The organism is Bacteroides sp. AM10-21B, from assembly GCF_003472565.1.
Lineage (GTDB): Bacteria > Bacteroidota > Bacteroidia > Bacteroidales > Bacteroidaceae > Bacteroides > Bacteroides propionicigenes.
Window position 1 is genome coordinate 254,666 of the sequence record NZ_QRME01000004.1, and the last position, 20,482, is coordinate 275,147.

16 protein-coding genes are annotated in these 20,482 nt (G+C 42.5%); 6 read left to right on the forward strand and 10 right to left on the reverse strand.

What is annotated here, in order from left to right:
- Position 1: 1 nt before the first annotated feature.
- From DW121_RS06880 to DW121_RS06895, 4 genes are all read left to right on the forward strand, one after another.
- Positions 2-2,686: a TonB-dependent receptor domain-containing protein gene (locus DW121_RS06880; protein ID WP_117712056.1), complete on the forward strand. Its 2,685-nt coding sequence runs from the start codon at positions 2-4 to the stop codon at positions 2,684-2,686.
- Between the two features lie 14 nt (positions 2,687-2,700).
- Entirely contained in the window at positions 2,701-3,672 is a 972-nt protein-coding gene (locus DW121_RS06885) for a DUF4249 domain-containing protein (protein WP_118323366.1), read from the forward strand.
- Positions 3,657-4,463, forward strand: coding sequence for a hypothetical protein (locus tag DW121_RS06890; protein ID WP_233555783.1), 807 nt, complete (start codon positions 3,657-3,659; stop codon positions 4,461-4,463). Before DW121_RS06885 ends, DW121_RS06890 begins: the two co-directional genes overlap by 16 nt.
- Positions 4,464-4,734: 271 nt before the next feature.
- Complete coding sequence (locus DW121_RS06895; RefSeq protein ID WP_117712060.1) at positions 4,735-5,088, forward strand: hypothetical protein; 354 nt, start codon at positions 4,735-4,737, stop codon at positions 5,086-5,088.
- A 142-nt stretch (positions 5,089-5,230) separates the two neighbouring features.
- Here DW121_RS06895 and DW121_RS06900 read toward each other — a convergent pair whose 3' ends face one another.
- The 3 genes from DW121_RS06900 to DW121_RS06910 form a co-directional block, all read right to left on the reverse strand.
- Positions 5,231-5,983 carry a LytR/AlgR family response regulator transcription factor gene (locus DW121_RS06900; protein WP_118323367.1) on the reverse strand — a complete coding sequence of 251 codons (753 nt, stop codon included), beginning with the start codon at positions 5,981-5,983 and terminating at the stop codon, positions 5,231-5,233.
- Positions 5,984-6,110: 127 nt separating this feature from the next.
- Entirely contained in the window at positions 6,111-8,033 is a 1,923-nt protein-coding gene (locus DW121_RS06905; RefSeq protein WP_369834717.1) for a histidine kinase, read from the reverse strand.
- A gap of 116 nt (positions 8,034-8,149) precedes the next feature.
- On the reverse strand, positions 8,150-9,274 hold the full coding sequence (locus DW121_RS06910; protein ID WP_118323368.1) for a DUF2027 domain-containing protein: 1,125 nt from the start codon (positions 9,272-9,274) through the stop codon (positions 8,150-8,152).
- 297 nt (positions 9,275-9,571) lie between these two features.
- On the opposite strand from DW121_RS06910, the gene DW121_RS06915 reads away from it, so the two are divergent.
- Positions 9,572-10,801, forward strand: a complete 1,230-nt coding sequence (locus tag DW121_RS06915) for an S-adenosylmethionine:tRNA ribosyltransferase-isomerase (protein WP_118323369.1) — start codon at positions 9,572-9,574, stop codon at positions 10,799-10,801.
- 5 nt (positions 10,802-10,806) lie between these two features.
- Positions 10,807-11,310, forward strand: a complete 504-nt coding sequence (locus DW121_RS06920; RefSeq protein ID WP_117712069.1) for an NUDIX hydrolase — start codon at positions 10,807-10,809, stop codon at positions 11,308-11,310.
- A gap of 54 nt (positions 11,311-11,364) precedes the next feature.
- Here DW121_RS06920 and glmM read toward each other — a convergent pair whose 3' ends face one another.
- The 7 genes from glmM to DW121_RS06955 form a co-directional block, all read right to left on the reverse strand.
- Entirely contained in the window at positions 11,365-12,753 is a 1,389-nt protein-coding gene (gene glmM / locus DW121_RS06925; RefSeq protein ID WP_117712071.1) for a phosphoglucosamine mutase, read from the reverse strand.
- Between the two features lie 27 nt (positions 12,754-12,780).
- Positions 12,781-13,401 (reverse strand): DUF4827 domain-containing protein, encoded by a 621-nt coding sequence (locus DW121_RS06930; protein ID WP_118323370.1) that lies wholly within the window; start codon positions 13,399-13,401, stop codon positions 12,781-12,783.
- A 103-nt stretch (positions 13,402-13,504) separates the two neighbouring features.
- The gene (locus DW121_RS06935; RefSeq protein ID WP_118323371.1) at positions 13,505-14,542 is read right to left on the reverse strand and encodes a DHH family phosphoesterase; all 1,038 of its coding nucleotides are present in this window, start codon (positions 14,540-14,542) and stop codon (positions 13,505-13,507) included.
- Between the two features lie 89 nt (positions 14,543-14,631).
- On the reverse strand, positions 14,632-16,686 hold the full coding sequence (locus DW121_RS06940; protein WP_117712077.1) for a ComEC/Rec2 family competence protein: 2,055 nt from the start codon (positions 16,684-16,686) through the stop codon (positions 14,632-14,634).
- A 51-nt stretch (positions 16,687-16,737) separates the two neighbouring features.
- On the reverse strand, positions 16,738-17,388 hold the full coding sequence (gene rpe, locus DW121_RS06945; protein ID WP_117712079.1) for a ribulose-phosphate 3-epimerase: 651 nt from the start codon (positions 17,386-17,388) through the stop codon (positions 16,738-16,740).
- Positions 17,389-17,706: 318 nt separating this feature from the next.
- The gene (gene fmt, locus DW121_RS06950; protein WP_118323372.1) at positions 17,707-18,675 is read right to left on the reverse strand and encodes a methionyl-tRNA formyltransferase; all 969 of its coding nucleotides are present in this window, start codon (positions 18,673-18,675) and stop codon (positions 17,707-17,709) included.
- Positions 18,676-18,686: 11 nt separating this feature from the next.
- Complete coding sequence (locus tag DW121_RS06955) at positions 18,687-20,477, reverse strand: chloride channel protein (protein ID WP_117712082.1); 1,791 nt, start codon at positions 20,475-20,477, stop codon at positions 18,687-18,689.
- Positions 20,478-20,482: the final 5 nt, after the last annotated feature.

A 20,482-nucleotide genomic window follows, 5' to 3' on the forward strand; every position in this document is an offset into this window, starting at 1 on the left:
AATGAGAATTCTTACCATCGGTTCACACCACCACACCGGAATTTTACTTCTGGTGTGTGTGGTTCTTTTAAGCAACCCGCTCCATGCGCAAACCAAAGAGACCCGCCTAAGCCTTAGCTTTCATAATGCCACATTGGAAGATTTCGTCAGACAACTGGAGAAAACGACAGGGTTTTCCTTTATATACGGAGAAGATGTGAAACTAACCCGGCGTATCACTCTGGAAGCCAAGTCGCAAACCATCGGCAAGATATTGCAACGCGCTTTTGAGAATGAGCCTGTAAGATTTGAAATATCCGGTAAACATATTCTATTGTATAAGCGGCCTGTGCCGCAAAAAGCCGTAAGCCGAAAGTTCACTATCAGCGGATATGTGACTGACGGAGCGTCTTCCGAGACGCTGATTGGTGCCAATATCCTTGAGAGTCGTCGTTCCACAGGTACTGCTACCAATCCTTTCGGCTTTTATACACTTACGCTGCCAGAGGGGGCGGTAGAGTTGATTTTCTCCTATCTTGGCTATGACACACAGCATTCCAATTTTGAACTGACAAAAGATACGGTACTCAATATTCACTTGGCAAGCAATAACCGGCTGGCAGAAGTAGTGGTGCTTTCGGACAGACAGGAAGCGGGTCTTCAAAGTACCGCCATGGGAGCGCACAATATCCCCATGACACAAATCAAACATACGCCTGCAATACTCGGAGAGGCTGACTTATTGAAGACAATCCAGCTGATGCCCGGCGTACAAGCCGGAATGGAAGGCTTTTCGGGTATGTACGTACGCGGTGGTGGTCCTGACCAGAATTTAGTATTGCTGGACGGTATCCCTGTGTACAACGCCGACCATATGTTGGGCGTCTTCTCTGTTTTTACTCCTGAAGCTGTAAAGAACGTAACACTTTTCAAAAGCTCCTTTCCCGCCCGCTACGGCGGCCGTCTTTCTTCCATTGTAGACGTACGCACCAACGACGGAGATACGTACCGTTATCATGGTACTTTGAGCGTGGGTACACTTACCGACAAGCTGCACATAGAAGGTCCTATCAGGAAAGGACATACCGCTTTCAGCATCAGTGCACGAGGTACACACACTGTTTTTCTCAAAAACCTTACCGTTACGAAAGATGATTATGACACCGACAAATACAATTACTACTTCTATGATATCAATGCCAAGATAAACCATAAATTCAATGACCGCAGCCGCCTATTCCTCGGATTCTACAAGGGAAAAGACCACTTTCATTATGACTATCGGAACAACAACAATCAGAACGGACATAACAACCAGAATTTTTACAGAGACGACAATCACCTGAACTGGGGTAACACCATTGCTTTCGGCCGTTGGAATTATGTTTTCAGTAACCAACTGTTCTGCAACACAACCGTCTCATACAATAACTACCGGATGAAACTGAATCAGGACATAGAGGACGCACACAAATACAATGACCGGCTGCAAGACCGGCACTCCTATTCATCCGTTTTCAAATCGGGTATCCGCGACTGGAGCGCACGTATGGACTTTGATTATACTCCCTTACCCGAACACCACATCAAGTTCGGAACAGAGTATATCTACCATACGTTCCGCCCGGAAACAACCACCTCGCAAGTGCAGGATATCGATAACGGAACCGTCCAACAAGACACTGTCTATCAAAACAAGAACAATGACGTATTACACGGGCAGGAGCTGTCAGTCTATGGTGAAGATAATTTCAACCTGAACAATCATTTCAGCATAAATGCAGGCCTCAGGCTATCGCTATTCCATACGCAAGGCAAGAATTATTTCTCAGTACAGCCCCGGTTCTCGGCACGGTACGATTTCGGGCAAGGGTTCTCTACCAAAGCATCCTACTCATGTATGGCACAATATGTACATATGCTGTCATCCACTCCATTCTCTATGCCGACAGATCTTTGGGTTCCTATCACAAAGAATATCAAACCGATGTATTCAAACCAATATTCACTCGGAGGATATTATGACGGACTGCCCGGTTGGGAATTCTCCATAGAAGGATATTATAAACAAATGCGTAATATATTGGAATATCAAGAGGGAGTATCTTTCTTTGGCAGTTCCACCAATTGGGAGGAAAAAGTAGAAGTAGGCAAAGGACGTTCTTTCGGATTGGAGTTCATGGTTCAGAAAACATCAGGCAAGACAACCGGATGGTTGGCATATACCTTATCCAAAACCGACCACCGCTTCGAAAACGGAACCATCAGCCAAGGCGAATGGTTTCCCTACAAATACGACCGCCGTCATAATATCAGCCTTTGCCTCAACCATAAATTCAACAATCGCATTGATATAGGGGCTTCGTGGATATTCAACACCGGCGGGTGTATCACTATTCCCGAACGGGAAACCATCGTCATAAAGCCCGACGGCTCTATCGAGGAAACCGGCTACATCTCCTATCGCAACAATTATCGTCTGCCTGTCAGCCATCGTCTGAATATGGGCATCAACTTCAACAAGAAGACCAAACATGGTATGCGCACTTGGAACATCAGCATTTATAATGTATATAATGCCATGAACCCCAATTTGGTATATAGCGAACAAAGAAATGGAACTGACCAGAAAACTAAGAAAACCGTCATAAAAAAAATAACGATATTACCTTGTATTCCATCTGTCACCTATACTTACAGATTCTAACAGAAGTTCTGAATATGAAAGCAAGAATAATCCTATATATAGCCATCACTGCTATTCTGGCAGCTTGCGAAAACGAGATACCATATAATCCCGTAAACCAAGAGCCACAACTCATTATGAATGCCATGCTTGATGCCGGACAGACCGAAAATTATGTATATCTGCATTTAAGCGAGGGAAACGCCATAGGCAGTGTGAAAGAGGCAACCCTTTCGCTCTACGTAAACGATAGGCTTACCGAGTCACTCCAAGCAATAACCCCGGAAGAGAAATTCCGTCTCACTACCGCCTTACATCCCGGTGATAACATTCGCTTAGAAGCCATGGCAGAGAACGGTCACTACCATGTCAGCTCAGAAGTAACCGTCCCCCATCCGGTAGAGAGCCTGCAGGTGGATACCTGCCTTTCTTACTTACGGGAATATAACGGACAGAAACCTTACCGCCAGTTCAAAGTCACCTTGCAGGATAGCCCTAACGAAAAGAATTACTATCGGTTGGAGATTCTGAATGATATAAGCTATCATTACGAAGATACCGTCATCATCGAACGTCATACTGAAATTATCAACCGTGAAGACGTCATACTGACCGACGGACATCCAACCAGCTATGACGATGAAGAAAATGGAATGTTCCCCACCATCAAAAACAAATACAATATATTCACTGACAACCGCTTCAGTAATTCTTCCGTAACACTAAAAGTATATACAAGGCTTTTCGATGACTTTTATGCAGCAGAGGTCTACTACGGCAAAGTACATCGTAAGCATACCGTTACCGTCCGCCTGCTCAGCCTTCCCGAAATCGGCTACCGCTATCTGAGGGCACTGAATGCACTGGGCGATGACGACTACGATGAATCATTGATGGAACCCATCAGCTTGCCAAATAACGTAAAAGGTGGACTGGGCTTTGTCGGAGTCTGCTCCGGAATAGAATATAGAATGGATTTGCCGGAGAAGACATGGCCAAAATACTAACCCCACTGAATATGAAGTACCTGTTCTATTTACTATCAATCCTCCTTCTTTGCTCCTGCCGGAGTTCGCGCAGTATGCAGAAAGAAATCAACGGGATGCGTAGCTACCTATTCTATGAACTGACTTCTTCCGAATATTCAGGAAAGAAAAAAGATACGGTTTACCTTGACTTCATCGATTATTCAAATATAGATTATTATACCACTATTAAAAAGAAAGGAGGATTTGCCGTTCCTCTTTTTATATTCAATTTTGAGAAAAACAAGTTTCGCACCCACCTGGGAGAACATTCGTTGAGCCAACTATATCGTGAATTCCTCACGGATGCCCTACTAACAGAATGCAACAGCAGCACTTGTTTCCATCTTGCAGATAATAAAGACAATCGCGTACCCGCAGATTCAGTCTACCGCCTGGAAGTAAAAATCAGACAGAACAAGACCGTTGGCGGAGTAGTACTGAAAGAGAGCAGTTTTATATGGTTTGAAGGTGACTATGTTTCACTCCCCAACTACCGTTACCAACCAGCGGAAACCGAATTGTCCATTGTCATCCGGCTTTCATTCCGGGAAAACTGTCTCTTAGACAAGACCTATCACACCCGATACAAACATCCCCGCAAAAGTCGTCGATACTGCTATTCATATGAGGCCAATCAAGCCTGCCTCGACAATATGGCAGAATGCTTATCATATGCCACCAAAGAAATCGTAGAAGATATCAGTCAAGAGCTCCATCTGCTTTTGTCGGGCAAACAGCAACATATCCTTTTGACAACAAAACAACAATAATAATATCAGATTGAAGAATACAGCTCATCTCACATTACATTCATATTACAATAAAAGCATAATCCTATCTTTTTCATAGGGCAAAATTGATATAAATCAAGAAATGAAGGTATAACCTACACTTTTTCCTCTTTTCATTTTTATGTTATATAACACCTTTCTATATTTGCACAGGTAAAAAGAAAAAGCTAAGCGCTTACAATTGTTTTCAGTAGGTATTAGATTTATTATTAGATTAGTTTTTAGGTATAACAATTAAAAAGTAGGTATTATGAAACGTTTAGGATTAACATTAATGGTAGCAGTATGTTTGACTGTCAGTGCATTTGCAGCAGGTAACCAACCTACAACTGCAAAATGGGAAGGTAACATCAACGTAAACAAATTAGGCAAGTATCTGAATTTGTCCGCTAACCAAAAGGAAGAAGTTACAAACATCTGCGAATACTTCAATGAACAAATGGCACGTGCCACAAATTCAAAGAAGGATCAGGAAAAGTTGCTGCGTAACGCAGTTTACGGTAACCTGAAACTGATGAAAAAGACTTTGAGCGAAAAACAATATTCTGATTATGCCAAAGTTTTAAACGTTACGTTACAGAACAAAGGTATCGAAGTGAAGTAATATTCACTTCAGATAAATGTGAGAATCGTAGTATTTCAAAATAAATAAAAAGGGTGCTGAGTTTTCAACACCCTTTTTTTATGTGTTAATATCGTTAGAGTAATTGCGATATTAACTTCCCAAACCAGTTATTGGTCTACTTTCACAAGCAGAAACGATCTTGTAATTCTTTCTTATATTTTTTTGATACAAGCAGTTCGGTGATCTTGTCAAAAGGCGGATATAAGATACACTTATTATCTCTTATGAGCATTAAATAATCAATATTGATGATATACGATTGATGTATCTGTACAAAATATGGTGAATACAATGTAATTTGTTCAGCTGTCATGCCACGGCGTAAAGTCAGAGGCGGCTGGTTACTCAATATCACTTCCCATTGCTTACGGTCGGAAGAATAGCGGAAGAAACCAATCTCAGCCGGACGCAGAGCACGCATATCATTAGTCGGAGTAAAAACAATGAAAGTCTGCCCGCTGTGCGCAGGACTTCCTATCGGCAATACCATCCGCTGCCCGGTCTTAGTTTGCTCAACAAAACGTGTTAAAATATCTTTCAGTTCCTGTTCCCCAAAAGGCTTTAACAGATAGTCGAATGCTGCTTCCCGAATAGCTTGTATCATATACTTATCATATGCCGTATAAAATACAACCCGCATATTCCATGCCACGCAATCGCGCATCTCTCGCAACAAATCCAGCCCCGTCATGTCCGGCATCTCCACATCCAAAAACAGCAAATCAGGCTGTATCTTCGTTATCAGCTTCTTCCCTTTCTTACCATTACGCGCAATACCTTCCAAAGAAAAACGGGTATCTTTCTTCAGTTCAAAGCTTAACCTCTCCAGAGAAACCTCATCATCATCTACTATAACGACCTTGTACTTGCCCATATTTTATGTTTTGTTTGGACGAATATAAATATTTCTTGCTCCTATACAAAGTCTGAAATGAACATTTACAAACTATTCAGCCATAATTAGTCTTATCATCCTTAAAAACGCAACTAAACGGTTATTATTAGATACTGTAATCGTACTTATCCGGCAACAGGAAAGTTACTTCACAACCCATTTCACCGTTTGGTAACGTTACATTATGTACGGTGGCATCAATCGCTTCTTTATTTTTCATATTTAGAATCTGAATGGTCTGCATAACAACCTTCATCCCTGTTCCCGTCCCCCTATGACGACTGTCCGGACGATATCCTCCACCATTATCCGTTATTTTAATACAAATTGCGCTTTTCTGACGATTTACGGCAATCCACAAATTGCACTCTCCTCCTTTGCCCCGCAAGGCATGCTTCACAGAATTCTCCACCGGAATTTGTATCATCATGGAAGGAAGCCGCACCTGACCGGGATGTACATCTTCCCCTATACTGATGTTTGGATGAAAGTCGGGTCCGAGCGAACGACATTCCAAGTTAAGATAAGTCTGGACAAAGTCCAGTTCTTCATCCAAAGTAACGCATAGTTGTTCCGCCAGTTCCAGATTTCTCCGCATAAGTTTCACCAAAGACGTCAATTCCTGTTTTTCTTCTTCCTTACGGCTCACCACTTCCTGATTAAGCACATTGAAGATGAAATGAGGGGACAAACGGTTGCGAATATTCTCAAGACGGAGCGTAGAGACTGTTCTACGATTCTTGGCAAGCAACAAATCATGCTTTTTCTTATTATAGAAATAAAGAAAAACGGCAATCAGGAAAGCTACAACGGCAATTGCCAATGTCACAAGGCGAGTCTGCCTCAAAACCAGCACCTCATTTTCCTGTTTCTGCAGCAAAACCTTATGCGCCATCAAAGTAGAGTCCTGCTGATAACGCAAAGTCAAGTCGGCCGTACGCAACCTTACACGCTCATTACGGATAGAGTCGTCCAGACGGTTGTTCTCCTTCAAGTAGTTATATGCCTGCTTGTAATTACCGGTTTCTTCATGAAACTGCTGCAAATATTTATTACGGATATGTATCATATCCGGATCTATTTCCGGTGAAGTCTTGCTCCTCATCAGCAATTGCCGCGCTCCCGCAAAATCCTTACGCTGCAAGGCCAACTCTATTTTCTGCGTATCAATATAGTAAAGTGCGGTAGTAGAACCTATTTCCTGAAAGAAAGGCTGGCACAATTCCAGATATTTAGCTGCCGAATCCGTTTCGTTTCGTTGCAGAAAGCAATCGCTCAAATTCAAATAGCTTAAATTAAGTCCCCAGCGCATATCGGGATAATCTTGCGCAAGGTCCACCACCTTTCTAAAATACCTGATTGCCGTAATGTAATCACTGCGATAATAATAAGAGTTTCCACGGTTATTCAAATAGAAATGCTTTTCGTCCGGAAGCATATCATCGTAGTTCTTGGCAGCAAGCTCCGAATAATAGTCACATTGCTCGTAATCGCGTAAGGTCATATATCCTTGCGCCAAACCATAATAAATAGGGAATTTCTTATCGGAAGGCATATTCAACGAATCACAAATCAAAAGTGCCTTTCTATACCAAAAAGCACCCATATCCAACCGCCCCAAATGATTATTGGCATCGGCAAGATTTATCAGAATATCGGGAATAGCCTCAAGCTTCGTTCCTTGCAACCTTAATTCGTAAGCATTCCGGAAACAGACCGCAGCCGAATCTATATATCCTTTCCGCGAGTAAATATTACCTTTCATATTAAAGCATTCCGACTGCAAATCGGCCAATCGATGGGAAAACGGTTGTCGGTCGGCAAAATTCTCTATCTGCCGGATTAAAAGCTGTGCCGAATCAATATCAGAAGTCGCCAGACAAGTTTTCAAGACGACAGAGAGATAGTTGTATTGTACCAAACTATCTTTCGCCTTCTTCATTCTTTGCAAAGATTGCGTTCTCATCCAGCGCGGAGCTGTTGCAACAGAATCGACATGAGCTGCAAAAAAAGAATCGAATTCTTGCATTTCGAAAGTTTTGCCATCGTTACTTTTACAAATACAGCCCGACAACACTACTGCCACCCACATAAGAAAAAAGAAATAAACCCTGTTTCCCAAACTGCCCCGCATACTATACCATTCTATTTTATAGTAACCATTGTGGCTCCGAATCCATACTCTTGAAAAGAAGCATCTTGCGTCTTGCAAGCCGGATACTTCCGTTTCATTTCATCCAACAATGCCTTACGGAGTACACCATCTCCCTTGCCATGAATAAACACAATGCGCTGCTCACGCTTATTCTTATACTGTTCCATTACCTCACGGAACTTATCCAACTGGTAACCCAATATCTCACTATTGCTCATACCCCGCGTATCATCCAGCAATTCGCCAATATGCAAATCCACTTCAATGATTTCATTCTTGCCCCCCCGCTTGACGATAGTCTGCGGTTTGGACGAACTCTCTACCGTTTTCTTTTGCATCAGAGCATCTTGTAACTCTTCTGCCGACACATAGACCTGCTTAGAAGAAAAATCATTCTTCACCACATCGTACATCAGTGCCGGAGTGTCAAAAAAATCCGTCATCTGAAAAGTGTGCAGTTTATAGAACTTCACCGTATCAATGCGAACTTCCACATTGACAGCAGGCTTCATCACAAAAGAGCGATTGTCCTTGAAAGCAACCAGCTGAACAGCCACACGTTCCCTGTCGTTCAGTTCCGATTTCTCGAATTCTTCCAACAAAAGCTTCGTATTCGGTTCTATCAGACCATGAGAACGGGCAGTCCATGATTTGCCTTCGGCACTTGCATAGGTATAATACATATAGTAGTTGCTATCATTCACCAGATAGGCCCCGAACGGAGTAGTGCTTACCGCTTTAATATCTTCCGGTACAAATGCAAGATATACATTCAATGTATCACCGCCTTTCACTTCCGGCTGGCGATAGACGGACACCTGAGGTTTCGCCAAACGCGCCACCTGAGACTCGATTCCGGAAGCCGGAGATGAGGATTTCAGCATTGCAGAAACCGTACGCGCAACCGATTGTTCTTCAGCCCTTTTCTTGGCAGCTTTTGCGGCCGAAGTAGGAATATTATAATCATCGGTTTCAATCACTACACATTCACGTATCGGCATCGGAATGTCAAAACCGTCGGCATCTTCTATCAACACAATCTCTTTTCCCTGAAATCCTGTTACAACGCCGCCGCCAACTTCACTGAGGAAGCGCACTTTATCTCCTATTTTCATAATTTTCTATATCTGTTTTTTATTACGTTTCGCAAAGTTAGAAATTATTTGATGATTATGCGCAATCATACTTTTTTTGTATTATAAAGTTCCTGCTCTTGCAACATATTCTTAAAAACAGAAGTTTTATTTCTAAGAATTAAAGTTTAGTTTTTAGAAATATAGCCTTAATTCTAAGATTTTGTAGTGTCAGGAAAAACTCTCCGATCGCTTAAACAAAACAATCATTAATTGCCTGCTTATAATTTAAATCTTCCCAAATATCTGTACCTTTGCAGTCCCTAATAACATAAAGATATGAAAGAGGATCCCAGACATATTAGAATCAGCGAATTCAACTATCCGCTACCGGATGAACGCATCGCCAAATTTCCGTTGCCCGTACGAGATCAATCCAAGCTATTGCTGTATCGGCACGGTGAAGTTTCCGAAGACAGATTCACTTCCCTACCTAACTACCTGCCGGCAGACAGCCTGATGATTTTCAACAACACCAAGGTTATCCAAGCCCGCCTACACTTCCATAAAGAGACCGGAGCACTTATCGAGGTATTCTGTCTTGAACCGATTCTACCCAACGACTATGCGCTCAATTTTCAACAAACGGAACATACCGCATGGCTCTGCATGATAGGGAATCTGAAAAAATGGAAAGAAGGCAAACTAAAACGGGAAATGGTAGTGAAGGGTAAACCACTTACGCTGACCGCTGAACGGGGAGCTTGTCATGGAACCAGCCATTGGGTAGACTTCCGTTGGAACAATCCGGAAATAACATTTGCCGATATTCTTGAAGTGTTCGGAGAACTTCCCATTCCTCCTTATCTGAACAGAGACACACAGGAGAGCGACAAGGAAACTTACCAAACCATTTATTCCAAAATAAAAGGGTCGGTAGCCGCCCCAACCGCCGGACTGCACTTCACCCCGCACGTTTTGGACGCCTTACGCGAAAAAGGAGTAGAACTGGAAGAACTGACACTGCACGTAGGAGCCGGAACTTTCAAACCCGTCAAGAGCGAAGAAATAGAGGGACACGAAATGCATACGGAATACATATCCGTAAACCGCAGCACTTTAGAAAAGCTGATAGCGCACGGAGGAAAGGCCATTGCAGTAGGTACTACCTCTGTTCGCACATTAGAGAGCCTCTACCACATTGGCGTAACCCTCTTGAACAATCCTCATGCAACAGAAGAGGATTTGCACGTAAAGCAATGGCAACCTTATGAAACGGCAGCCGAAACCATCGTCATACCTGCCGTCAATGCTCTGCAGGCAATCGTAACTTACCTCGACCGGCACCACATGGAAACCTTGCATACCAGCACGCAAATTATCATCGCTCCGGGATATGAATATAAAGTCGTCAAGACCATGGTAACCAACTTCCACCAGCCACAGAGTACACTCTTGCTACTTGTTTCGGCATTCTTGCACGGAGACTGGCGAAAAATTTACGATTATGCGCTTACTCATGATTTTCGGTTCCTGAGCTATGGTGATTCATCCTTATTAATACCATAAGTAATATGAGCAACGATAATAATCAGGAAATGTTTCCCCTTGTCGATGAACAAGGAAACATCACAGGTGCAGCTACTCGTGGTGAATGCCACAATGGAAGTAAACTTTTACATCCTGTGATTCATCTGCATATATTCAACTCAAAAGGAGAGCTCTATCTGCAGAAACGCCCCGAATGGAAAGATATACAACCCGGCAAATGGGACACATCTGTAGGCGGACACGTTGATTTAGGTGAAAGCGTGGAAATGGCATTGAAACGGGAAGCCTGCGAAGAACTGGGCATAATCGATTTCACACCGGAAGTTATCACCAATTATGTATTTGAATCCACACGCGAAAAGGAACTTGTCTTTGTGCACAAGACCGTATACGATGGAGAGATTCATCCCAGCGATGAACTCGACGGCGGACGCTTTTGGAACGTGGAGGAGATTAAGGAGAACATAGGGAAAGGGATATTCACTCCCAACTTCGAACAAGAAATAGAACGGGTAAAACTGATATAAAAAGAAAGGGCAACATCCATAGAAGATATTGCCCTTTTCTGTTACTTTTTTATTTTATTTCGCCAAATCTTCAATTACTTTCATAATTTTCTGACCGATTTCCTCGGCTGCTTCAGGTGTAGCCGCTTCACTATAAACACGAATAATCGGTTCGGTATTGCTCTTACGCAGATGCACCCATTTGTCGGGAAAATCAATCTTCACACCGTCAATATCATTGATTTCTTCATTTTTATAGATTTCCTTTACTTTTGCAAGGATAGCGTCAACATCCGTATCCGGTGTCAAGTCTACGCGGTTCTTTGCCATGAAATAAGCCGGATAAATGGCACGCAGTTCACTTACCTTCTTGCCTTCGTGAGCCAAATGGCTTAGGAACAAAGCAATACCCACCAAAGCATCACGTCCGTAATGGCTGGCAGGATAAATCACTCCACCATTGCCTTCTCCACCGATAACAGCGCCAACCTCTTTCATCTTAGTAGTCACATTCACTTCACCTACGGCAGAAGCATAATATTGTTGACCATATTTACGGGTTACGTCACGTAATGCACGGGTGGAACTCAAATTAGAAACGGTATTGCCCGGAGTATGCTTCAACACATAATCTGCTACAGTGACCAATGTATATTCCTCACCATACATTTTACCGTCTTCACAAATCATGGCCAAACGATCCACATCCGGGTCTACAACAAAAGCGACATCGGCTTTGCCACCCTTCATCAGATTCATAATATCACCCAAATTCTTCTCCAAAGGCTCAGGATTATGCTGGAAGTTACCGGTGGGTTCACAGTAGAGCTTTTCTATATGCTTCACACCAAGTTGCTCCAACAGTTGCGGAAGAATGATGCCGCCAACAGAGTTTACACAATCAATAGCTACGCGGAAATCAGCCTTTTTGATGGCTTCCACATCCACTAAATCAAGTGCCAAAACACTGTCAATATGTTTTTGATTATAAGTCAAGTCCTTGCGGTAGGAACCGAGTTTGTCAACTTCGGCAAAATCAAAAGCTTCGGCCTCAGCGATACGGAGCACCTCGTTTCCTTCTTCCTTATTTAGGAACTCTCCCTTTTCATTCAAAAGTTTCAAAGCGTTCCACTGCTTGGGATTGTGAGAAGCGGTCAAGATGATACCACCACTGGCACCTTCCATAGTTACTGCCAGCTCTGTGGTTGGAGTCGAAGCCAAATCAATGTCCACTACATCCCAGCCCATACCCATAAGAGTACCTACTACTACATTCTTCACCATTTCACCCGAGATACGGGCATCACGGCCTACTACGATTTTGTTACTTTTTACAGTACACGTTTTGCGGATAAGGGTAGCGTACGCTGAAGTAAACTTCACAATGTCGAGCGGATTCAATCCCTCGCCTGCACCACCGCCGATTGTTCCGCGGATTCCAGAGATAGATTTGATTAGAGTCATAGGTTAATAATTTAAATTATTGGTTAGTTATTTCCAGATTTGGAATTTCCGGATATCGTAATAATAAGGATAGACATATTGCATGGCCGTCTGGTGCCCCATCTTGGAAGGAACAATCAATCTCACATGGGCCATATCACGGACATAAGTCAACGGCACGAGCCATCCCGCAGGAACAGCCGGCGAAGAGTAATAACTCATCATATATCCTTGCAAAAAGGTTCCTGCTATGGATGAGGAGGTCACCGTATAGCGAAAAGCATCTACGGTTTCCGCAGCAGCCAAATTTGATAATGTAGTATCTTTATCAAGAATGCTATACTCCATAAAGCGTACTAACACCTCGTCATTGCTCTTCACCGTATCAGCTTTATTTTCAGATCCCCTGTCAACAATCTGCATATAAACCCCGCTGGTAAGTTGCACGAATTCGTCCACATCGTCCCCTCTATCTTTGGACTTTGTAGTGGAATCTTGCTCATAAAATTCTGTCTGCGAAATAACCTTTATATTCCGGTCTTTGATAAAGTTATTTATACCGTCTTTTTCCTCTTCCAGCATCTCTGCATAGGTCTTGCTGTCATCACAGGCTTGAAAGCCCAAACTGAGTGCTAATAAAGACAAAAAGAATAAAGTAAGTTTCTTCATTTCTGTTATTTAGTAATTTCGTACAAAAATATCTGATTTCCTCGAAAGTTAAAAGCCGCGAGTTGAAAGTTCGTATCTTTTAACCTTTACAGCCAAAGTTTTTTTATCCTTTGGCATTAAGTAATGGCTTGAATTTTTCCAGCGCAAGTTCCAGCACACTTTTAGCTTCTTCCAGTGTTCCATAAAATTCTCCACCGGAAGCATTTAAGTGTCCTCCGCCATTAAAGAATTCAGCCGCCAATTGGTTGCATGGGAAACGTCCCACCGAACGCAAGGACACCTTTATCATCGGCTTTTCCGTATCTTCGCGCAAGAAACAGGAGAAAACGACATTTTTAATGCTCAATGGTATATTTACAAACCCCTCACTATCTCCACGAATATAGTTAAAGCGGTTTTGTTCTTTCTTGGTCAACGTAATCAAGGCTGCATGGTAATCCGGATAAACTTTCATCTGCGACAACACATACCCCATGAGACGTAAACGGCTCTCGGAATAGGTATTATACACTTTCCGATAAATATCATCTTTATCAATGCCTTTTGAAAGCAGCTCACTGATTATAAAATATATTTCACGATTGTTGGAGTTATACGTAAAACCTCCCGTATCAGTCATCATACCGGTATAGATACACTCTGCCCCTTCCTTAGTGATATCACTGAAATATCCCATGCGGCAAATCAGACGAAAAACAAGTTCGGAAGTAGAAGAAATCTCAGGATGAGAAATAATAATCCTGCAAAAGTCTTCCGGATTCAAATGATGATCCACCAGAATCTTTCGCGCAGGGGAAGCCAAAACAGCATCTGCCATGGCTTCAATACGGCTGGTAGCATTAAAATCAAGACAACATATCACGTCCGCTTCCGCTATCAACTTATCAGCAAATTCTTTATAACGATCGTACAAAAGTATATCTTTGCTACCAGGCATCCACCGCAAAAAATCAGGGAAAGCATTGGGAACAATAACAGTCACATCTTTGTCCTGTGTATTAAGAAAATGCCATAATCCCAAAGAAGAGCCTACCGCATCCCCGTCAGGAGATACATGAGCAACAATAACAATTTTATCCGCACGTTCCATCCACTTGGCAAAGTGGTCTATTTTAGATTGCTCTATTATCTTAGTCAACATATAGTCCTTACAATTTACATTCAAAAAAACAGAGTGATTCTATTTATCCACAACTATTGAAAGGGCAAAAGTACGAAAAAGTTTATGATTTATAATGATATGCGCACAGAACCTTTTTCAGAAAGAGGAAGATAAGAAATTCCCAATCTGATACAATCATTAATAATTCTCTCCCGATAATAGCCGGAAAGCGATGAATCAATCACTACCGTACCCACTTCAAATAGGGAAGTCAGTTCCTTTATGCTACCCTTATATCCCCGGGAGACATACAAATAATCAATAAGGACGGGTACATCAGACCTCTTATTTCGCCAACGATCATCGCACAGTAAACATATACGTTTTCCTCCATAAAAAACAATTTGATTTCGAACAGAAATATCGGGTGCCGAATAATCCTCTACAATTACGGTAGGACGCTTCAAGCGCAAACGGTTCCAATAAGGAGACAGCGCACGTTCTAAGCCAGCAATATCCGGCAAGCTATCTGTACAAACTAACCATGAAGAAGAATTATCAGCCAAACAATGTACAGAAGGACAACTGCGAAAATTATAAAAAACGATACTACTCCGGGAAGTATCTCTTATGAATGAATACGAATGATAAGAAACGCAAAGTAACATACAGAACAAAGCAGTATAAGCATTCACAGCCGTACGCCTAACCAAAGCACGACCAACACATAACAAACAAAAATAAAACAGAAAGACATCCCATACATCCACCCAAATATAATCTATAGAAGCCAAAGGGAGTTGTTCAACCCAACGAAGTGCCATATTCTGTAGCCGAATCAGCGCTTCTACCATATCTGCAAAACTTTGTTGCAAACTGGGAAAAGGAGTCAGCACAAGTAATACAATGGCTGCGTATACAATCAGTGATACTAATGGAATCACCCACAAATTAGTCAAAAGGAAATGGGTGGAAAAACGTGAGAAGTAAAGCATAACCAAAGGCGCTGTCCCGATTTGGGCTGCAATAGATACCGTTATCAATCCCCAAACCTTCTGCAAAACCGTATTCCTAAACGATAACAATCCGTATAGGCCGGGTTGCAGTAACAAAATTGCCGTAACAGCGATGAAAGACAACTGGAATCCAACATCAAACAACCATACAGGATTAAACAACAGCATCAAAAAAGCCGTAACTGCCAATGTATTCACAGTCAACTTTTGACAAGTTGAGAAAAGAGTGGAAATCAACCCAAAAGAGCACATGATAACGGCGCGTACTACTGAAGAGGATAATCCTGTAAGAAAAGCAAATCCCCATAAAAGCACTATCACCGATAAAAGCAAAAACGGCTTCAAAAATCTCCACCGGTTCCACAAAGGAGACAAAGCAAACAGCAATAAAGCAGAAATAAAACCGATATGCAGTCCGGAAAGCGCCAGTACATGACTGGCACCGGCAACCGAATAAGTTTCAATTATATCCTCACTCAATTCATCCTTATCACCTACTGTAAGCGCAGAAAGCACCGCCAATTCATCTCCCCGGAACCCCATCTTACGATACATATCAACTACCCTGCTCCGACAATCAACAGCTTGCTGGCGGAAAGTGAAAGAACTGTCACAACCAATCATGCGCCAATGTCCGGTATGTACATAAGCTGTTCCGCTTATTCCTTTTCTGAGGAGATAACGGGCATAGTCAAATTCATCCGGATTCCCATTATTTACCGGTGGAGACAGATAAGTATGGACCAACAATCTATCTCCTCTTTTCAGAGAGCATGTCGCTGAATCTTTAGGGAAATAGAACAGAAAGAACTTTTCTGATAATTTGTGTGAAAATGTATTTCCCGGAGCTTCCCCTTTCAACGCAACACGAAATAAAATGCTGTTTTTCTTAATTTCCGGCTTGGTTGCAAGAGATACTTGGCAGGTGGAAAATTCACCCGTTTTGGGGAACGTATATTCTGCCTGTTTTAACTGCAGACTAACCAAAGCTCCTCCCAATAAAAAGAAAAAGAGGAATACAACAGCTCCATATAGTTTGCATAGAATATGATACCTCAGACTAAAAGCATATATTCCTGCCAACAGAAAGATTTCGGCTACCCACAAACATACAGGCAGTACATAAGGATACTTATCCCCATATACTATTCCACCAACCAACGGCATCAAAAGTCGTAGGAAAGGATGCCGCTGTAAGCTGTCTATTATCAATAAATATTACAGATTCCTCAAAGCACGGATTGCTTCTACCGGATCGGGAGCTGAAAAAATTGCATTACCGGCTACCAAAACATCAGCACCGGCCTCTACCAAACGAGCACCGGTTTCTAAATTTACACCGCCATCAACTTCTATAAGAGCTTCTGAACCGGTCACCGTTATCAATTCACGCAATTCACGTACTTTATCAATAGTATGTTCTATGAATTTCTGACCGCCAAACCCCGGATTTACGCTCATAACCAACACCATATAGACATCATTGATAATGTCTCTCAACATAGACACAGGGGTAGCAGGATTGATAGTAACTGCCGGCAACATCCCCGTTTCACGAATCTGCTGCACCACCCGATGCAGATGCGGGCAAGCCTCATAATGCACATTCATTATACGTGCTCCCAAAGCCTTTACTTCAGGAATAAACTTTTCCGGCTGCACTATCATCAAATGCACGTCCAAAGGCTTCTCAGCAAGCTTTGCTACATACTTTAGCACAGGAAAGCCAAAAGAAATATTAGGAACAAACACACCGTCCATTATATCGATATGCACCCAGTCGGCTTCACTACCGTTAATCATTTCAATATCATTTGCCAAATATGCAAAGTTGGCGGACAATATGGAAGGAGATACTATAGGCTTCATAACAGTTACATTCTAATAAGTTACACGAATTATAACGTACAAATGTAGGCAAAAGATTTCATCCGACCTAAATATTATGCCACAACTTACGACTTAGCGTTCCCCTACGAACCATTCCTTAAAATCGCCGGCACGCACTTTGCCGACCAAGAGTACTCAACAGTGTTCTTTTATGCACGTAACTACCCAATAATACAGTTCTCTTTGGCGGCGTTCATGATTTGCACTATTAGTAATATCCATCTCACCTTACTAAACTACGAATCAGCCGCCTTTAACTTCAGCCAAAGTTCCTGCTGTAAACAGGAGTGAAAAAGTTTACTGTACTTTTACCCCGTCAGCCAGCCGGAAGCCGCGTAATAATTCATCTATCTTCAATCGCTTCTTACCGGGAAGTTGCAAGACAAGTATCCCAATAAAGCCTTGGGGAACCGCTACATGAAGATAAGTTTTATTATCTGTTAAAATTGTACCGGGCTGTAACCGGTGCTCTTGATGGATTTTCTCTGTTTCAAAGATTTTCAGAACGGTTATTGCCCCATCCGGTTGTACCAACTCTGTCCATGCAGCCGGATAAGGGGATAAACCACGGATAAAATCATAAATCTGTTTTACAGGTTGACTCCAGTCTATACGACAAGTCTCTTTGAATATTTTAGGGGCAGGGCGCAGCTCACCCACTACGGCCATTTCTTCCTGTGGAATAGGTTTCACCGTATCGGCAAGGATAGCATCTACAGTCTCCGTTACCAAACGAGCACCAAGCACCATCAATTTATCATGTACAATACCGACATTATCCGTTTCAGCAATCGGTACACGCACCTGCTGAATAACCTCTCCCGTATCTATTTCATGTTTCAAGAAGAAAGTAGTGATACCCGTTTCCGTATCTCCATTAATCACCGCCCAGTTGATAGGAGCCGCACCGCGGTACTGTGGCAGTAATGAAGCGTGCAAATTGAAAGTTCCCAGTCTCGGCATATTCCAAACCACTTCCGGCAGCATTCTGAAAGCAACTACAATCTGCAAGTCGGCATTCCAAACGCGCAAAGCCTCAACAAATGTTTCGTCCTTCAACCTCTCAGGTTGGAGAAGCGGCAAGTTATAATCCAGTGCATATTGTTTCACCGGAGAGAATTGGAGCTTATGTCCTCGTCCTGCCGGTTTATCGGGCATAGTAATCACTCCTACTACATTATATCCGCCTTCCACAAGGCAACGCAAAGGTTCTACCGCAAATTCGGGAGTACCCATATATACAATCCGTAAATCTTCTTTCTTCATAATCACCTCTTTTAATCTTCTGAAAAATGTACCAACACCTGACGGTACGAATTGAATATTTTTGATTTGGAAACAAAGCCGAGATATTTGCCTTCTTCATCTACCACCGGCAAATTCCATGCTTTCGTATCATCGAAAGTACGCATCACCTGCTCCATACTATCCGTATCATAAAGCCGTGCCGGAGCAGAAGTCATCAGCTTACCCACCGTAAAACGATGATACAGTTCCTGACGGAACATTATATTACGTATATCGTCCAGCAAAACAATGCCTATCAGTTTATTTTCATTGTCCGTCACCGGGAATATATTACGGTGAGAGGCGGAAATAGCCCTCACCAGTTCGGCGAGATCCATTTCCGGATGTACCACAATAAAGTCTTTCTCTACCACATTTTCCACTTTCATCAAGGTCAATACAGCCTTATCCTTATGATGCGTCAGCAATTCACCTTTCTTTGCCAAACGCATGGAGTAGATACTATGCGGTTCAAAAACAATAATCGTCAAATATGAGCTGACTGAAACTATCATCAACGGCAGGAACAAATCATAGCCTCCGGTTAATTCGGCAATCAGAAACACTCCTGTCAGTGGAGCGTGCATAACTCCGCTCATCACTCCTGCCATGCCCATTAATGCAAAGTTCTTCTCAGGTAGAAAAGCGGTAGTTTCAAAATCATTACTAAAGTGAGAGAATACGAATCCGGCAATGCATCCCAAATACAGAGAAGGTGCAAAAATACCACCGCAGCCACCACCACCGTTTGTCGCACTCGAAGCAAAGACCTTAAACAGGATTATCAGTACCAGATACAACAACAGTAACTGACCGTGTCCGTAGAAGAAAGAGTTATTCATGACTGTATCCCACTCCACATTACTTGTACCATTGAGTAATAATTCTATTGTATCATAGCCTTCACCATAAAGAGGCGGGAAAAGAAATATCAGAATACTCAGCATCGAGCCGCCGACCAACAGTTTCTTGTAAGGGACTCTCAACTTTCCAAACATTCCCTCTACAGCATTCATGGCGCGGGTAAAATAAAGAGATACTAAACCACAAAAGATACCCAGCATAATCACATAAGGAATACGTTCTAACTCAAAAGCCTGATCAAGGTGAAACTTAAACATAGCTTCCGTCCCCGTCACAATATAAGAGACGGTCGCTGCCGTTACTGCCGAAATCAATAGCGGAAGCAATGAAGACATAGTCAAGTCAATCATCAGTACCTCCAGCGTAAAGACAAGCCCAGCAATCGGTGCTTTAAAAATACCGGCCACAGCACCGGCTGCACCACACCCCACCAACAGCATCAGTGTACGATGTTCCATTTTGAACAGACTCCCCAAATTAGAGCCGATAGCCGAACCGGTAAGCACAATCGGTGCTTCGGCTCCAACGGAACCACCGAATCCGATGGTTATGGAACTGGCTATAATAGACGACCATGTATTATGTCGCTTAATTCGCCCTTGTCTGCGGGATATGGCATACAGAATTTTCGTAACTCCATGACTGATATCATCTTTTACGACATAGCGTACAAACAGTCCTGCCAAAAAGATTCCTACTACCGGATATATCAAATACTGGTAATTAGCCTCCGTTGTATCAAAATTCTCCGTAAGAAAATTCTGTATCCAGTGTATCAGCACTTTCAATATCAATGCGGCAAAAGCCGTAAAAATACCGACCAAAAAGCTAAGAAGTAAGATAAACCGTTTTTCCTTAACATTCTTCTCACGCCAAATGATAAAGCGTTGCAACCAACCTCTTTCTTTTCCAGCCATTTTTC

Coding starts and splice junctions, on each gene's coding strand:
- DW121_RS06880 (WP_117712056.1), top strand. CDS start 2: ATGAGAATTCTTACCATCGGTTCACACCACCACACCGGAATTTTACTT.
- DW121_RS06915 (WP_118323369.1), top strand. CDS start 9,572: ATGAAAGAGGATCCCAGACATATTAGAATCAGCGAATTCAACTATCCG.
- DW121_RS06895 (WP_117712060.1), top strand. CDS start 4,735: ATGAAACGTTTAGGATTAACATTAATGGTAGCAGTATGTTTGACTGTC.
- DW121_RS06940 (WP_117712077.1), bottom strand. CDS start 16,686: ATGCCGTTGGTTGGTGGAATAGTATATGGGGATAAGTATCCTTATGTA.
- glmM (WP_117712071.1), bottom strand. CDS start 12,753: ATGACTCTAATCAAATCTATCTCTGGAATCCGCGGAACAATCGGCGGT.
- DW121_RS06905 (WP_369834717.1), bottom strand. CDS start 8,033: ATGCAAGAATTCGATTCTTTTTTTGCAGCTCATGTCGATTCTGTTGCA.
- DW121_RS06885 (WP_118323366.1), top strand. CDS start 2,701: ATGAAAGCAAGAATAATCCTATATATAGCCATCACTGCTATTCTGGCA.
- DW121_RS06910 (WP_118323368.1), bottom strand. CDS start 9,274: ATGAAAATAGGAGATAAAGTGCGCTTCCTCAGTGAAGTTGGCGGCGGC.
- DW121_RS06890 (WP_233555783.1), top strand. CDS start 3,657: ATGGCCAAAATACTAACCCCACTGAATATGAAGTACCTGTTCTATTTA.
- DW121_RS06930 (WP_118323370.1), bottom strand. CDS start 13,401: ATGAAGAAACTTACTTTATTCTTTTTGTCTTTATTAGCACTCAGTTTG.
- DW121_RS06900 (WP_118323367.1), bottom strand. CDS start 5,983: ATGGGCAAGTACAAGGTCGTTATAGTAGATGATGATGAGGTTTCTCTG.
- DW121_RS06955 (WP_117712082.1), bottom strand. CDS start 20,477: ATGGCTGGAAAAGAAAGAGGTTGGTTGCAACGCTTTATCATTTGGCGT.
- DW121_RS06920 (WP_117712069.1), top strand. CDS start 10,807: ATGAGCAACGATAATAATCAGGAAATGTTTCCCCTTGTCGATGAACAA.
- DW121_RS06935 (WP_118323371.1), bottom strand. CDS start 14,542: ATGTTGACTAAGATAATAGAGCAATCTAAAATAGACCACTTTGCCAAG.
- rpe (WP_117712079.1), bottom strand. CDS start 17,388: ATGAAGCCTATAGTATCTCCTTCCATATTGTCCGCCAACTTTGCATAT.
- fmt (WP_118323372.1), bottom strand. CDS start 18,675: ATGAAGAAAGAAGATTTACGGATTGTATATATGGGTACTCCCGAATTT.